The 15,521-nt window shown below is 58.6% G+C and carries 12 protein-coding genes; 9 read left to right on the top strand and 3 right to left on the bottom strand.

All coding sequences use genetic code 11. The annotated features are described in order from the left end of the window. Positions 1 to 89 precede the first annotated feature (89 nt). The 3 genes from K8U03_14300 to K8U03_14290 all read left to right on the top strand — a co-directional run bounded on the left by K8U03_14300 (position 90) and on the right by K8U03_14290 (position 1,922). Positions 90 to 338, top strand: a complete 249-nt coding sequence (locus K8U03_14300) for an acyl carrier protein (protein ID MCE9606064.1) — start codon at positions 90 to 92, stop codon at positions 336 to 338. Continuing rightward, the gene (gene fabF / locus K8U03_14295) at positions 335 to 1,570 is read left to right on the top strand and encodes a beta-ketoacyl-ACP synthase II (GenBank protein ID MCE9606063.1); all 1,236 of its coding nucleotides are present in this window, start codon (positions 335 to 337) and stop codon (positions 1,568 to 1,570) included. Before K8U03_14300 ends, fabF begins: the two co-directional genes overlap by 4 nt. A gap of 133 nt (positions 1,571 to 1,703) precedes the next feature. Then, positions 1,704 to 1,922 (top strand): hypothetical protein, encoded by a 219-nt coding sequence (locus tag K8U03_14290; protein MCE9606062.1) that lies wholly within the window; start codon positions 1,704 to 1,706, stop codon positions 1,920 to 1,922. 286 nt (positions 1,923 to 2,208) lie between these two features. On the opposite strand, the gene ribA is transcribed toward K8U03_14290, so the two are convergent. Next, positions 2,209 to 3,423, bottom strand: a complete 1,215-nt coding sequence (ribA, locus tag K8U03_14285) for a GTP cyclohydrolase II (GenBank protein MCE9606061.1) — start codon at positions 3,421 to 3,423, stop codon at positions 2,209 to 2,211. Between the two features lie 237 nt (positions 3,424 to 3,660). On the opposite strand from ribA, the gene K8U03_14280 reads away from it, so the two are divergent. From K8U03_14280 to K8U03_14265, 4 genes are all read left to right on the top strand, one after another. Continuing rightward, entirely contained in the window at positions 3,661 to 4,515 is an 855-nt protein-coding gene (locus K8U03_14280) for a hypothetical protein (protein ID MCE9606060.1), read from the top strand. Positions 4,516 to 4,594: 79 nt separating this feature from the next. Continuing rightward, positions 4,595 to 5,851: a DUF3754 domain-containing protein gene (locus K8U03_14275; protein MCE9606059.1), complete on the top strand. Its 1,257-nt coding sequence runs from the start codon at positions 4,595 to 4,597 to the stop codon at positions 5,849 to 5,851. Continuing rightward, a complete protein-coding gene (locus K8U03_14270; GenBank protein MCE9606058.1) occupies positions 5,844 to 6,224 on the top strand; it encodes a hypothetical protein in 381 nt (126 codons plus the stop codon). The genes K8U03_14275 and K8U03_14270 overlap by 8 nt, the downstream gene beginning before the upstream one ends. A gap of 671 nt (positions 6,225 to 6,895) precedes the next feature. After that, a complete protein-coding gene (locus tag K8U03_14265; GenBank protein ID MCE9606057.1) occupies positions 6,896 to 7,327 on the top strand; it encodes a hypothetical protein in 432 nt (143 codons plus the stop codon). Between the two features lie 43 nt (positions 7,328 to 7,370). Here K8U03_14265 and K8U03_14260 read toward each other — a convergent pair whose 3' ends face one another. Next, the gene (locus tag K8U03_14260; protein MCE9606056.1) at positions 7,371 to 9,551 is read right to left on the bottom strand and encodes a sulfatase-like hydrolase/transferase; all 2,181 of its coding nucleotides are present in this window, start codon (positions 9,549 to 9,551) and stop codon (positions 7,371 to 7,373) included. A 366-nt stretch (positions 9,552 to 9,917) separates the two neighbouring features. On the opposite strand from K8U03_14260, the gene K8U03_14255 reads away from it, so the two are divergent. Next, on the top strand, positions 9,918 to 10,430 hold the full coding sequence (locus K8U03_14255) for a hypothetical protein (protein MCE9606055.1): 513 nt from the start codon (positions 9,918 to 9,920) through the stop codon (positions 10,428 to 10,430). A 42-nt stretch (positions 10,431 to 10,472) separates the two neighbouring features. Here the strand turns inward: K8U03_14255 and K8U03_14250 are convergent, their stop codons facing one another. After that, positions 10,473 to 12,239 carry a LamG domain-containing protein gene (locus K8U03_14250; GenBank protein ID MCE9606054.1) on the bottom strand — a complete coding sequence of 589 codons (1,767 nt, stop codon included), beginning with the start codon at positions 12,237 to 12,239 and terminating at the stop codon, positions 10,473 to 10,475. Between the two features lie 422 nt (positions 12,240 to 12,661). Between K8U03_14250 and K8U03_14245 the strand changes: the two genes are divergently transcribed. After that, positions 12,662 to 14,662, top strand: a complete 2,001-nt coding sequence (locus tag K8U03_14245) for an RHS repeat-associated core domain-containing protein (GenBank protein MCE9606053.1) — start codon at positions 12,662 to 12,664, stop codon at positions 14,660 to 14,662. The last annotated feature ends 859 nt before the right edge of the window (positions 14,663 to 15,521 follow it).

The following is a 15,521-nucleotide window of genomic DNA, read 5'->3' as shown; positions in this document are numbered from 1 at the left end:
CAGTCCAAAGAAAAACAGCGTGACCGCCGATGCGGTCCCGTTTTGAAATTTTGTCTAGAATGTATTTAGCGCGGTGGAGGGACCCGAAGGTGGCCTCAGTCACAGAACGAGTTATCGATATCGTTTCGGAGCAGCTAGGCGTCAATAAAGACCAAGTCTCGCGTGAGACGTCGTTCGTCAACGACCTCGGCGCAGACTCGCTCGACACCGTGGAATTGGTGATGGAGCTCGAAGAAGAGTTCGACATCAACATCCCGGACGACGCTGCCGAAAAAATCCAAACCGTCGGTCAAGCGATCGACTACATCGAACAATCTCAGGGCAACGCGAATAAATGAAACGCCGAGTCGTCGTCACCGGCCTCGGCGCCGTCACGGGCTTAAGCTGCAAAGTCGAGGATCTTTGGAAGCGGATCTTGGCGGGTGAGAGCGGCATCGGCCCGATCACCCTGTTCGATGTCACGGGCTTCAAAGTTCGCTTCGCAGGGGAAGTTCGGAATTGGTCGACCGAGGGATACGTCAGCCTGAAGGATGCCAAGCGCATCGATCGGTTCACCCAATTTGCGATGGTGGCCGCGATGGATGCGGTGCGCGAATCGGGCCTCGATTTCTCCAAGGAAGATCCGTTTCGCTGCGGCGCGATCATCGGTTCCGGCATCGGCGGGCTCAACGAGATCGAAGAGCAGCATAGCCGACTGATCGAGAAAGGCCCCGACCGTGTGTCGGCCTTCACGATTCCTAAGCTGATGGCCAACGCCGCCGCCGGGCACGTTTCGATCAATTACGGATTGAAGGGCCCGAGCTGCGCCATTGCGACGGCCTGCGCCAGCGCAGCCAATGCCATCGGCGACGCTTTCCGCGCCGTCCGGTACGACCACGCCGACGTCATGATCACCGGCGGTTCCGAAGCGGCGCTCACGCCGATGAGCATCAGCGGCTTCGCGAATATGCGCGCCCTCTCCGAACGCCACGACGCACCCACCCAGGCCAGCCGCCCCTGGGACCGCGATCGCGACGGCTTCGTACTCTCGGAAGGGGCCGGTGTGCTCGTGCTCGAAGAGCTCGAACACGCGAAGGCTCGCGGTGCGAATATCTATGCCGAAATTCTCGGCTATGGAATCAGCTCCGACGGCGGCCACATCACGCAGCCCGACGAAAACGGAATCGGCGCGGCGAAGTCGATGGAATACGCGCTCCGCGATGCCGGCCTCACCGCGGACAAGATCGACTACATCAACGCTCACGGCACCAGCACGCCGCTTGGCGACAAAGCCGAAACGGTCGCTATCAAGTCGATCTTCGGCCCGGCGGCGAAGAAGGTCAGCATCTCGAGCACGAAGAGCCAACTCGGCCACTTGTTGGGTGCGAGCGGCGGCGTCGAGCTGGTGCTGAGCTTGCTCGCGATCCGCGATAGCTTGATTCCGCCGACGATCAACCTCGACAATCCCGACGAAGGTTGCGACCTCGACTACACTCCGAACAAGCCCAAGGAAAAGCGGGTCGACATCATCATGTCGAACAGCTTCGGCTTCGGCGGCCACAACGGCTCGCTGATCGCAGGCCGGCTGTAGTAACCGGCGACGGTTTCTGCTTTACGATCGTTATCTCGCTTGCGGTTTCGCGAACCCGCAAGCGATGCAGCCTAACGACGACATCGCCCACCCTTGACGCATAGGGTACGATGGGTAGTAAGGAGCATGCGCCATGACCGATCTACTGCAGCAAGCCTTCAACGAAGCCTCGAAACTCTCGCCCGAAGAGCAAGACATGATTGCGTCACGTCTTCTGGCCGAATTGGCCGCAGAAGACGAATTCGATCGCAAGATCGCTGCCACTTCGGACAAGTTGATAAAGTTAGCGGAGGAAGCTAACGCGGAATTTCTCCGTGGTGAAACGCTCCCGCTCGACCCGGACCAGCTATGACCTCTCGCACGAATAAGAAGTTTCGTGAACTTCTTGCGAGACTTCCGCTTTCAATTCATAGGCAAGCGCAGGCTGCATACTCTTTATTCCGTGAAGACCCATACCATACAAGTCTGCGTTTCAAAAGAATCCATGACTCGCGTCCTATTTATTCGGTGCGAGTCGGTATCGGCTATCGAGCTCTCGGAAACATGAACGGGGACACCATCACTTGGTTTTGGATCGGCCCGCATAGCGAATACGATCGGATCCTCGGTATTATGTAGCGAGTGAATAGGATCACACGCTACGGCTTCCCCGGCAGCGTATGCCCCAGCTTGTCGCGTTTCGTCGCTAGGTACTTCGCGTTGTGCTCATGCACCGGCGGAACGATCGGGATCTGGTCGACCACTTGTAGGTCGAAGCTTCCCGAAAGAAATGCGTCGATCTTCTTCGGGTTGTTCGTGAGCAGGCGGATCTTCGTGAGCCCCAGATCCTTCAAGATCTGAATGCCGACTCCATACTCCCGCGAGTCGACCTTATGCCCCAAGATGAGGTTGGCATCGACCGTGTCGTGCCCCTGGTCTTGCAGCGCGTAGGCTTTGATCTTCTCGACGATCCCGATGCCCCGCCCTTCTTGCGGCAGATAAACCAGCACGCCGGCCCCGTGGTCGCTGATCATCTGTAGCGCCATGTGAAGTTGGTCGCCGCAGTCGCAGCGTAGCGAGGCGAGCAAGTCGCCGGTAAAGCACGACGAGTGCATCCGCACGAGCGGCGCATCCACCTTCGTCAGGTCTCCCATCACGAACGCCAACGGCTCCTGCGTTTCATACTTCACGCCGTAAGCGATGATCCGCCCGTCGCCGTACTTCGTCGGCAGTAGGGCGTCGGCGTTGCGGAAGACGAGCTTCTCGCTGTGCCGACGATAGCGGATTAACTGCTCGATCGTGATGATCTCCAGATCGAACTCGCGCGCCAAGCGAAACAAGTGCGCGCTGTCGGCCCGATTGCCGTTCACGTCGAGAATTTCGCACAGCACGCCGGCGGGAAACACGTTGGCGAGCCGCGCAAGATCGATCGCCGCTTCGGTATGCCCCGCCCTGCGGAGCACCCCCCCTTCGCGCGCCAACAACGGAAACATATGCCCCGGCCGCGCGAAATCGCCCGGCACGCTTTTCGGGTCGATCACGGCCGCGACCGTCGCGGCCCGTTCTTGCGCGGTGATGCCGGTCTTATTCGTGCGATGGTCGATCGGCACGGTGAAGGCCGTGCCGTGCGGCGCGGTGTTCGTCTCGACCATCATCGAAAGCTTGAGCCGCTCGCACACGTCGGGCAGCACCGGAATGCAAACTTGCCCACGGCCGTGCGTGATCATGAAGTTCACGATCTCGGGCGTGATCTTCTCGGCCGCGCACACGAAGTCTCCCTCGTTCTCGCGATCCTCCGCGTCGACCACGATCACGACCTCGCCCCGCGCGATCGCTTCGACGACCGCTTCGATGCTCGAATATTCGTCGGCCACGGCTGGTTCCCTTCTGAGCGTTCGCGTCCGAGTTTTCGTACGCGGTGCGCTCGGCTACGCCGGCGGTTACCGCGCCGGCCCTGGTTCGTAGACATCTAATTATAGGTTTCGCTTCCCATTACGACAGGTCTCCGCCGGCCGAGAAGCGCGGCCGGCGGTTACAATGAGGGGAAGCGAGCGAAATGCCGCCAACGACGGGCCGACGGTAACGATCGCAACTAGTTATCGGAATGCGACATGCTGGAACGGGACGAATACATCGAGCAGGCTTATCTTTTCCGCTCGCTTTCGGAGCGGCTCGAAGAGTCTTCGTCGATCCAAGACCTGCTCGCCTCGATTCAGGAAGAGATTCTCTCGACGACAAACCTGCCGAAGGCGATCGGCTTCCTCACCGCCGAACTCAAGCATACCGGAGCCCTCAGCACGGGCATGAAGCTGCTCGGCCACTACTTCACGCCGTTTCAGACTTACGTCGTTTCGGAAGCGGAACGGGAAGGAGGCCGGTTCGACTTCCGCACCGCGCTGGAAATCCTCCGGCTCGAAGCCGCCTTCCGCGGACAAGGGGCGACGCCGCAAGCGTCGTTCGTCTACCAATTCGAATCGATCGCCCGCAATCGGCTCGGCTACGATCGAGGCTTGGAAGCGGTCTCGCGCGACCCGATCTACGATGCCGCGTGGCAAGATTGGATCTTGAACGTGCGCCGGCAAGTCGGCGTCGTCGACTTCGCCGACCTGCTCTATCTGCGTAGCGAACACTACCACAAAGCCCGCCAAGCGCAAGGCTTCGACGCCGATGGGCCGGAGAAGCCGATTCTCTTCGGCGAGAAGGAAGGACGGATCGCGCTCGCGAATCGGCGCAAAGACCCCCTGCTCCTCTTCGCCGCGCTGCAACGGCACCTCAACTATCCCTCCGTGGCCCGAGCGCAGCGCATCGACGAACAGAAACATTTGATCCCGCTCATGCAGCGCCGCCTCGAACGAGTCGAAGCGCGCTTAAAGCTGGTCGAAGAAGAACAACGCGGCGGCATCGACCTCAACCGCTTCATGGGCCCCGACGCCAAAAGCCCGCCACCGATTCAGCTGGATGAATAACGAAATGAAGAACGATCGTTTTTCTTGGTTCCGGTTTTTACTTCTGACTTCTGACTTCTGACTTCTGACTTTCCCCCTCATGCTTCCTGTCCCGAAACATGTCGCCGCTGCCGCCGAGCATACGGCCGGCGCTGCTTCGCCGACGTCGAAGTACAAACGAGGGCGCTTCATCCCGGTAACGAAGCGCGACTTGGAATCGCTGCTCGCGCGGCATGTCGATCCCGATGCTTCGGCCGCGCAAGACTATCGCGAAGTTTGTCGGCTGCTCGACGCCGTCATCCATCGCGAGTACCGCACTCGGCTCGTCCGGCTGAAAGACATCTACGCCGGGTTCGATCCCGACGTCGATGTCCATTCCCTCTCGCGCTACACGCCGCAAGACGCCAAAACACTCAGCGCCGAGCTCTTCACTTCGGCCCGCGTGTTGCTCGAGAAGGCCAACTTTCGCGTTTTGCCGCGCAACGAAGTCGATGCCGCGGTCGGAGCCGTGAGCCCTTGGGGGTTGAACCTTCGGGTCGATCTCGACATCTTCGCGCATCTCGAAGTTTGGGCTCGCGGCGACAAGATCGACCACCGAACCGGACGGAGTTGGCGCACTTGGTTCAAGCTGCATCACTACCGCATTCCGCTCTACCAACGGTTGATGATCATTTTTCAACCGCACGCGCACGACCTCGACGACTCCGGCTACGTGCAAGATCGGATCTATCTCAAGCTGTTCAAGAACATTCCCGAAGGGGATGTCGACATGGTGCTGCCCGGCACGCAAGTCCGGATGACGATGCTCGACCAAGGCAAAATCGTCTTTCCGCTCATCTCGGGCCTCGTCGTCACGGCGTGGAAGATCATCAAAGGGGCGCTCTTGGTCGCGGCGGTCGGCATCTACGGCCTGCTGGCTTATCTGATGCTCTTGATCGGCACGATCGGCTACGGTTGGCGCTCGTTCTTCGGCTACAAACGGACCAAAGAGAAATACCAACTCAACCTCACGCAGAACCTGTACTACCAGAAGCTCGACGGCGATTGGGGCGCGTTCCTCCGGCTCTGCGACGAAGCGGAAGACCAAGAATATCGCGAAGCCCTCACGGCCTGGTTCCTCCTCTGGCGACAAGCCCCGCACGACGGCTGGACGATGGACGAACTCGACCGGAGCGCCGAGCGCTTACTGCAAGCGGAACTCAAGCGCGACGTCGACTTCGACGTCTCCGACGCCGTCGACAAGTTGATCCGCTGGGAAATGCTAGACGTCCAAAGCGACGGCAGACTGACGGCAAGGTCGGCGGGGTTGGTGATCGAAGCGCTGCAGGAACGCTTGGAGCCGCCCCACCGTGGCTAAAATACCGCTGGATTGGCGCGCCCGCCTAAGTAAACCGGCCACGGCCGACAAGCCGCTGCTTCGCGCCGTTGCAGAGATGTCGGCCTGTTACTGCCTTCCGCAATTTATGGTCGGCCTTCTGTTCACCGACGATCCGACATTTTCGCTTCTCATGCCGGTCTGGTCTTTCTTCATGATCGGACTCAGGTTCGCCCACGACGGCTTTGCAATCATCGGAGTAAGCGCGATCGTTTCGTTTACGATCTTGGGAATCGGATTCACAGGAGTCATGAACCGCCCACTATTTCGCTACTGCTGCGCGCTCATGGTCGTGGCGAGCACTCTGACGGCGCTCATCGGCGCACAACTTTTTGTTTATTCCAGAGTACGATAAAAGGCGAGTCAATGTGTCAGGTAATTGAAACGTCACCGATTTTGATCCCATTCTTGCGCAATGCGACATGACTTAGAAGCTCGTCCCTGTAGAGGTGGTGGTGTCCTCAATGCGCACAACGTTTTACATCGTCGTTATAATATTTTCTGTGATGGTCTGGATTGCGGCCGAAGTCTGCCTGCGATTTTTCCGCAAGCGAACGGCCAGTATTCACGGCGATCTTTCCGTAGTGGTTGACGACCTTCTATCAACTAGCACGCCTGAAGAGGTGGAAATTCGCAATCCCGGGACAATAATCAGATTGTGTCACTATCTAGAAAGCCTTGAGCCAAATCAGATCGACCAAGTCTTGTCGGTATTGCCGGAGTCCAAAAGGGCCGAGCTAATGCGGTTTTGTGAACAGCATCGGGTAGAGTAGCTCTTAAGGACGCTGGGTGGCACGGACAACTTGTTGTCCGTGTACCGTTAGGCGCAGGAGGCGATCGGCATGGGATTGATTAGTTTCTGCGTACGGCGTTGTTATTGTTCATAAAAACGGGCCGAAATGTCTTGCGAACTATCCTTGAGCGCCTTCGGCGCACGGACAACGAGTTGTCCGTGCCACCCCTGCGATTACGAGCAATTAGCAATACTGTATCGCTACAGATTCAAACACGGGAGGCCACCATTAAATGCTCGGCGACAACGACCAAGACGCCCTGTGGAACAATCGCTCAAGAGGCGTTTTACTCGTTCTTTTGATAGTGAACCTAATCGGTTTATGTTGTCCGATAGCTCAAAACGTTCATAAGGGCATGATAGATAAGGATGGTGATGAATGGTTTGGCTACGAACTGGTCGTCTTTGGTTGTCTGGTAATTATGGGACTGCCGTTCGCCATGGGGATGCTGTGTTTGATCGTAGCAGCGCAGATGAAAGAAATAGATGGGAATGCAATCGTCGGCTTTTTGATTGCATGGGTCATTTACGCCCCACTTATTATTTGGACTTTATTTGCAGATACTGATCCGAAGCGCTACGGGTTCTACCTCGTCTCCCTTCCTCCGATACTATCGATCATTCCGATCTTAATTCGATATATTATGGACAATGACGGCAAATAGCACGCTGAGTAGCACAGGCACTTTCTGCTCCACCAGCGTTGCCTCACTTCTTCGGCAGCCGCTTTTCGATTTCCGCCGCTACTTTCTCGGCCAAGACCGCTGAGCCGGCCGGGGTGAAGTGGACGTTGAGCGGGAGTTGGATCTCTTTGAGCTTCGGGAGCGCGAACGTGTAGAGGTCGTCCGTCTCAACCTTGGCTTCGTCCATCACTTTCTTGGCCCGCTCGTTGTAAATGAGCACGTCGGCCGTTTTGCGCGGCGGGCCTTTCGTTCCTTCTTGCACCGGCGTCGTCGTACACCAAATCAGCGTCGCGCCGGTCGCTTGCATCTGCTTCACCAGCTCGCGCAGGTTCTTCTCATACGCGTCCGGGTCGACCTGCAACTTGCCGTCGGGCATCTCCTTCAGATCGTGCAGGCCCCAGTTGAAGTGGATGATGTCCCACTTCGCAGGAGCGCCGTCGGGCGCGAGCCACCGCGACAGGTTCGAGAGCTTGTCTTTCCGAGCGTCTTTTACGGCGAGCCCGTTCGTCGTCGGGCCGCCGTTGACGGGAATTCGATGCACGTTCGCCTTGCCGGCCAGCAGCTTGCGCACGTCGACCGTATAGCCGATCGAAATCGAGTCGCCGATCAACAGCACGCGCGGCAATTTCGGATCGTCGACGACCGGCGCAAACGCAGGTTCGACCGGCTTCGGCGCGGCGGCCGGCTGCGGCGGATCGGCGGACTTACCCGCGGGCCCGCCGCCGAACTGCGCATAGTAGAGCGCGTGAAACGGATTGATCGCCGGCCCGACCGCGCGTTCGTTTTCGACCGTCGCCGGAATCACCTCGGCCCACCACGCATCGTAGGCCGTCGCGAGGCGGCGCACCACGTCGGGATGTTCGCCGGCAAGATTTCGCGACTCGCCCGGATCGGCCTGGAGATCATACAGCTCCCAACTCGGCACGTTGCCCGCTATAGCTTCGCCGGGCTTCTTCTTTCTCCCGGCGGCCGACGGCGAGCTCACTAAGTTCCAGCGTGGATCGCGAATCGAGCAGTTTGCGAACTTCGCCTCTTCCGGGTTCGACCCCTTCGGCCATCGGCCCGAGTGCGTGAAGAGAGTGCGGTCGCTCCAAGCGGCTCGCTGGTCGAGCAAGAGAGGTCTGAGACTTCGTCCGTCGAGCTTGGCGGCCGTTTCCGCAGAGAGCGGCGCACCGGCGATATCCGCGAGCGTCGGCAGCATGTCGATATGCGCGGCGAGGCGATCGCAATCGCCGGGAACCAGCGTGCCCGGCAGGCGCCAGAACGAGATGCCGCGCGTCCCCCCGCGATAGACGGTTACTTTCTGCGCGCGCATTCCGGCATTGAAGACCTGCGTACCGATGGTGCCGCCGTTGTCGTTCATGAAGACGACGAGAGTGTCGCGCTCGATACCGAGTTCGGCGAGCTTCGCGAGCAACCGACCGACGTTGTCGTCGATGTTCGCAATCATGCCGAAGAATTTCGCAACGTCGGCGTTGGGAGCTTTGCCGGTGTAGCGGGCCTCGTACTCGGCCGGGCAATCGAGCGGCGTGTGGGGCGCATTCGTGGCGATGTAGCAGAAAAACGGATTCGCAGTCGGCTTCGCGGCAGCGTTTGCATTGGCTTTCACCTTCGCCGCAATCCACTTCGTCGCTTCGGCGAAGAAGACATCGGTGCAGTAACCGGTCGTCTTCTCGAACTTGCCGTTATGGAGAATCGTTGGGTCGAAGTAGCGATTGCGCGGCGCGTCGCCGCAGCTCCCTCGATAGGTCTGCCCGATCCCTCCGCCGCCGTGGATGAACGATTCGTCGAACCCGCGCCGGCCGGGTTGATACTCGGCTTCGTCTCCGAGGTGCCACTTGCCGAAGATTCCGGTCGCATAGCCGGCCGACTTCAACACCTGAGGCAGCGTCGTCGCCGAAAGGTTGAGCCGTTCGCGCTCGAAGATCGTATGCGTAACGCCCGACTTGAACTCATGCCGGCCGGTCATCAGCGAAGCGCGCGTGGGGGAGCAAGTCGGGCTCACATGAAAATCGGTGAAGCGCACCGACTCCGCATAGAGCCGATCGAGATGCGGCGTCTTCAAGATCGGATTGCCGTGACACGACAAGTCGCCGTAGCCTTGATCGTCGGTAATGATGACGACGATGTTCGGTCTACATCGGTTATTGTCAGTGTCGGCGGAGAAGCATGCAGATATCGCCACCGTCTCGACAACGGCTACCATGATGAGTGTGGTAATTCTATGTAGCAAATGCCGAGCTAATTTTCGTAAGCACGGCTTCGGGCGAACAGGATCGCGTGGAATCATCGGAGCCTCTCGCAAGCGGGTTTTCGAGCCTTGATCGAGCCAATATCGGACCTAAGCCGACACCGGTCAACTTTTTCACGGACGGACGCACGAGAAGAACTCGCAAGCAACGCCGCAAGCAACACGGTTCGGCCTGGAATCGGAAGCAGACCGATTGCCGGTATTACACGCTGCCCGGCATGAAAAAGCGAATGTCGTTGTTCGACGAACAGGCTCTCTACGGTGCCGGCGAAGATCGCTTGAGCGATTATTCTTTGCGGCAATTCATACCGGGTCTATTCCTTGAAGACGAAGAAGACGCGAAAGATTCCTGTTCAAAACGCGGTCGCCGTATTCGTCCGCAAGTTGATGGTCTCCGCGCTCAAGGGATCCGGCAAGCCGCTGTTCCGGAACACGCGCGACGAACCGTGGAAGCGGATGACCGGCGTCGTTCGCTGCCTCACCTTAAAGAAGAAGCTTGGTCGGGATCTCGATCCGAAGAAGAGCAAATGCTCGAGCTATACCTATCGACATACGTTCGTGCATAGGATGCTCTCGAGTTACCGGAACAAGGGAATCGGTTGTTCGATCGAAACGTTGGCCGAACTCATCGGCGACACGCCGATGGCCGCCAACGACCACTACGGAAAGGAATGGGGTCGACATTACCAAGCATCGCTTTGGGCGGCGATCGGAGTTATGGAACGCAAGGGCACAATTGATCGCGGCCAGTCGTTGATCCCGACCAGAAAAAGTTCAATAGACGTCCTGTCGCCCCGACTTAACTGCAACATAAAATTCCGTCAGCGGTTGTGAAGGCGAGTAGTTGCGGAATATGAACTTTTCGTCCGCACCGGCTTAATTTCCCTGAGCCAGTTTTGCGACATCGTGCTCGGACAATGCTCCACGATAGAGCCGAACATCGGACAACGCCCCGGAGAAGTGCGTCAGGTTTCCGAAGCCGATTCGCAGCGGAGAATCGCTATCGACGTCGATCGATTGCGACGGTTGATCGCCGGATTTCGCCACCAGTCGGCCGTTGAGGTAGAGTTCCAGAGTCCGTTCTCGCCGCACTGCCGCTACGTGGACCCAGCCCGGCGGGAGGTCTTTTTCGTGGCTCACCATCTGCCCAAAGGCGTAGGAACGGACGCGGCCCAGCGTCCCATCGGCGTCGCAATCGACGGCACGCCCCTGACATGATCCGGTTCCCACGAAGAGCCGACCGCGATAACTCGCCATCGCGGTCAGTCGCATCCAACTCGCCAAATTTGCCCGTTCATTCGTGAAATCCTTTCGTCGGCCGAGTTGGCCGATCCTCGCCCACTGTCCGTCGCGCTCGTACCGATATAGTTCCGCAAGCGGGAGCAGCCCCGCGTAAAGCGCGCCGTTGTGATATTCGAGATCGTTCGTTTCGTTGATCTCCTCGTCCTTGCCGGGCGGCAGGCCGAGCCGGCCCATGATCTCCCACTTCCCGTTCGTCGCGTGACGAAGAATGTAGCCCTGAGGCCAAGTCCCCGCGATCAGCTTGCCATCGTACATGTGCAAGGCGTGAATCTGGTTGATGCCGTGCGGCTCCTTGCCGATGAGGACGAACTTGTTCTCGTCTTCATATCGATAAACATTGCCGTGGGTCGCGACGTGCAGCGCCCCGTAGCACGGCATCAGGTTCTCGAGGTTTCGATTATCCGGCGATCCGCAATCGATCCAGCGATCCTGATCAAGTCGGAATAATTTACCACCCCCGACTGAATCGAGACCGGCGTAAAGCGATCCGGCGAAGCTGCACAAGCAAAGAACTCGCGAACCTTTGCCGACTTCCCCAAGATCACGCCATTTTTTGCCCCCTTCATAGACGAAGACGCGGGTTGATCGCGGAGCGCGATGCTTACCGTCCTTGCTAAACGCGCGGACCCAGTCCCAGGCGCCGGTACCGGCGTACAATTTGCCGTCGTGGACGATCATCGACATTACCGAGGGGATCGTCTCATCGTTGCCAAGCCGCCCACAGTCTTCCCAACTGCGTTCGTCGTCCGATAAACGGAAAACGCGGGCATAGGCGGCCGGCTCGTCGGCGTCGGCGATACTCGCATAAAGCCGCCCTTCGTGTACGATCAGGTTGCTGATCAATGAATTGCTTGGCCAAGGTTTGCCGTGGTCACGCTCCGGGCCGTTCCAACCGTCGTCGATCCCAAAATGCAAATGTCGGCTGTCGCAAATCGACGAATAAGCGGACGAACTCCCTTGCACGTACAGATTCCATCCTCGGCGTTGGAGCGGGTTCCAGCAACTCAGCAGGTTGCCCGGAATGGCAGTGAGCGGACGATCCGGATGAACCCACATCGCGACCGAAAAGTCGCCGGTTCCGAACCGCAACGGCGTCGCCGATTCAAAATAGGCGTCCCGCCCGTTGAGCACAGCCGCCGGCCGACCACTGACTGTCTTGAATTGCACCCCACCGCGGCTTGTCGCATGTGCCGTCCCGACGGCCGCGCGAGCGTCGGAAACAAACGGCCAATGCACCGCGATGGTCGCGGTGGAGTCGTCCGCACCGACGTTCGCTCCCACTAGAAAGAGATAGATCAAGACAAACGGAAGCCGACACATGGAAAGCACGGATGTGGTCATTCTTAGCATTCGACGAGACTCGGGAGTCGCACGGTAGGCGTTTCCGGCCACTATATCGATTCGGAGCAGCGCTGGATATGTGATGAGTCTTTCAAGTTCGCACCGCCCGGAGCTCACCCAAATCGATTTCTCAACCTCGGACTCCGACGATAAAAATTCAATAGCCGTCGTGTCGCCCGGACAGACTTACGACGGCCGTTTTGTGACTTGCAGCGGAATCTACTGCAAAGAAGCCCCTCGGTTCCTTGGGGCACTACGGATCCGTTTCACAATGGTGATCAGACACAGGTCCGATCAGAAATGAAAAAAGCCCGGCTCGGCACCACGCGCCGAACCGGGCTGGAGACTTCGACCCGTCCAAAGCCGCTTTATCCGGCGGGACGACGATTCGCACGAGCCAGGTCTATCATGAGTCGGGTCGAGTGTCGGACATCGCGAATTACATCGTCGACGGTACGACGGTCGGCGCGACGATCGCAGCGGCGACGTTCCACTTCGAGTACGACGCGAAGGCGCGGCTGATCGAGTCGACCGGCCCGGAGGGGACGCGGTCTTACAAGTACGACGGCTTGAACCAGCTGACGTGCGTGCTCGATCAAAGCGGAGCGACGCTCGAGTCGTACGCCTTCGACGCGGCCGGCGACCGCAAGACGTCTACCTCGTCGGCGACGGGAACGTCGGGCTACACGCCCGATCCGCACAATCGGGTAGACTCGGACGGGACGTACGCCTACGAGTACGACGACCGGGGGAACCGAACGGCGAAGACTTCGCTGGCCGACGGCACGCGGGAAGAGTACCAGTGGGACCATCGTAACCGTCTGGTCGAGGTGACCTGGAAGCGGGTCGACGGCGCAACGTCCGGCTCGCTGACGTACCGGTACGACGCGTCGAACCACCGGATCGGGAAAAAGGTATACGACGCGGAAGGCGAGTTGGTCGACGCGGAGCGTTACGTCTACGCGGGCGACAAGCTCTTGCTGGTGCTCGACGGCGCGGGCGAGCTCCGGTTGCGGCAATTCGTCGCCGAAGGGCAAGTGCTCGGCCAGCAGCGGACGGGGCATGGCTTGGAATGGCTCCTCACCGATGAGCTCGGCAGCACCCGGGCCTTGGTCGCTGCCGACGGGACCCTCGTGGCGAAGTATTCCTACGACGCCTACGGCAACCTCACGGCAGGCTCGGGCGACCCGACGCTGGTCCGCTCCGGCTGGACCGGCCTGACGTACGACGCCGAGACCGGCAACTACTACGCCTGGAACCGCTACCTCGACCCCAGACTCGGCGACTGGCTCAACCCCGACCCCATCGGCTTCGCCGGAGGGACGTTGAACCTGAATCAGTACGTCGGCAACGATCCGCTCAACAACGTCGATCCGACCGGGTTGGCGGAATACGACCCATCCTACTACAGCTTCACGCCTTCGTTCGGCGGTCCACTTAAATCCACTTCGGATCCGATACGGGCACCGCTTACCATCACGCCCTGCTTTTATTGCCATTCGACTCCAAGTCAGATTGCAGAAATCAATCGTTATTCCGCGGACAATGGGGAATCCGAAATTCTCGCCGTGGCTCAGGGCTTCGGCTCTAGGACCCGTTCCTTTTTTGCCGGTATTAGAAATTTCGGAGCTGCCATTTGTGACGATGCCGTACTGTTTTTAACCGACAAAGACCAATTCATGGATAATAAGATTGCAGCGGCCGGACGTTTCGCCGAAAAAGCGAGCCAAACGATCGGCTTCGGCGGCAATCTGGTATTCAATCGGGAAGACGCGTGGTCGGAGGTTTATAATGGAATGGAGAACTACGTCGAAGAGCTCGGGAACCGTTTAAGCACGACGAAAGGAAGAGGTGACCTCGTCGGCGGCGTGGCGTTCGAGGCGGGATTTACGCTGATCGGAGGAAAGTTAGCGAACGTTGCTACGGACTTGTCGGGCCTGTCGACCGCAGTGCGGAGCACTCCAGCCAACACAACCTTCCGGTCGGGACTGGCAAGCATTGCGGAAGGGGCACCGATGGATTCGGTGCGATTCCAGAAGATCAAAGCGGCATTCGATAGGAACGGCGGCATAATTGACCAAAGCGATTTCGCTCAGATGCAATTGCTTGAAGCAGGGGGTCCTGGGCAAACAGGACTTACTCTGAGTGCAAAAGACATTCTTATGCGGCCAAACCCCACGGCCAGCACCGTCTTCGATGAAATGATTCATACCACTCAGTTCCGAACAGGCCGTGCTCAGGCGATTTACGATTGGGTCGGTCAAGACCTCGGTGACATTGTTTTGGAAATCGAAGTTCAACAACGCTTGTTACAAAACTCTCGTGCTTGGGGTTTAACGGCACCGGAAACAACTTCGGTGAATTCCCGCCTGGAAGGGTTGATGAGGTCATTTGAGAATCACCCGAACCGGCCTTCACGCTAGTTTTAGGAGCCAAATCATCATGTCCACATACCTTGTTCAGTCAGCGTCGATATACCGCAACTCCGGCATACTCCGCGTCGAAACAGAAGAATTTGATCCGCAGCCGGGCCGCATTCTTGAAGTAGTCGGGGCACCTGATAAGTACGTGACCTTTCGAACAGCCAGACCCGTTTTTGATGACGCAGGGAATGTGGCCGCTAGGCGAATCATCGTGATTGAGCCGCCTAGTTTTCCAATCGAGGAATTAGTGGGGCAGCGTCTTTCAAGCAAATCAGAAAGATCGATATCTGACTCACAATAATTGTTGTTCCCGCCCATGAGCCTAGTCGTCTTACTTCCAACAAAGAAAACGACCAGGCTCAGCATTTAGAACCGCGCGGGGTGACACCTATAGGAAGCTCTCGGTCAAGATACACCGCGGGCGCGGGCCCGCTTTTTTTCTCTTCTTTTCGGAGAGGGGCTTGTTCGTAGGTTACGTTCGTGTCGAGGCGTTCGTGCCTTTCGGCGACGTCTTGGAGGCCGTTTCCCGTGCGTCGGTTCGGAGTCGCTGGTTCGCATTCGTTCCGCGGAAGGATCGGACGATCATCTTGGAAAACGTCGCCCAGGCACCTATCGGGGACTCTTCGCTTGCGCGAGGTCCATGCGGAGATCGGAGCGTGCGTTCGTGATTCGTGCGGCGGGTTCATTCACGGACCGGAGCTCGCGCCGTGAGGCGCGTCTCAGAGCCACCCTGGGAACTCCGCCGCTCGTGCTCAAGCGGGTTCGACTCCCTTCGGCGCCGACGGTCGCCCGACGCCGCGCACCCGCGCAGGATCGTAGCGGCCGCCGCTCTTCCACAGACTCCACAACGTCGCAGCCA

The organism is Planctomycetia bacterium (assembly GCA_021413845.1).
Classification (GTDB): Bacteria; Planctomycetota; Planctomycetia; order Pirellulales; family PNKZ01; genus PNKZ01.
Note: the sequence above shows the minus strand (reverse complement) of the source record. Positions and strands in the feature narration are given on the sequence as shown.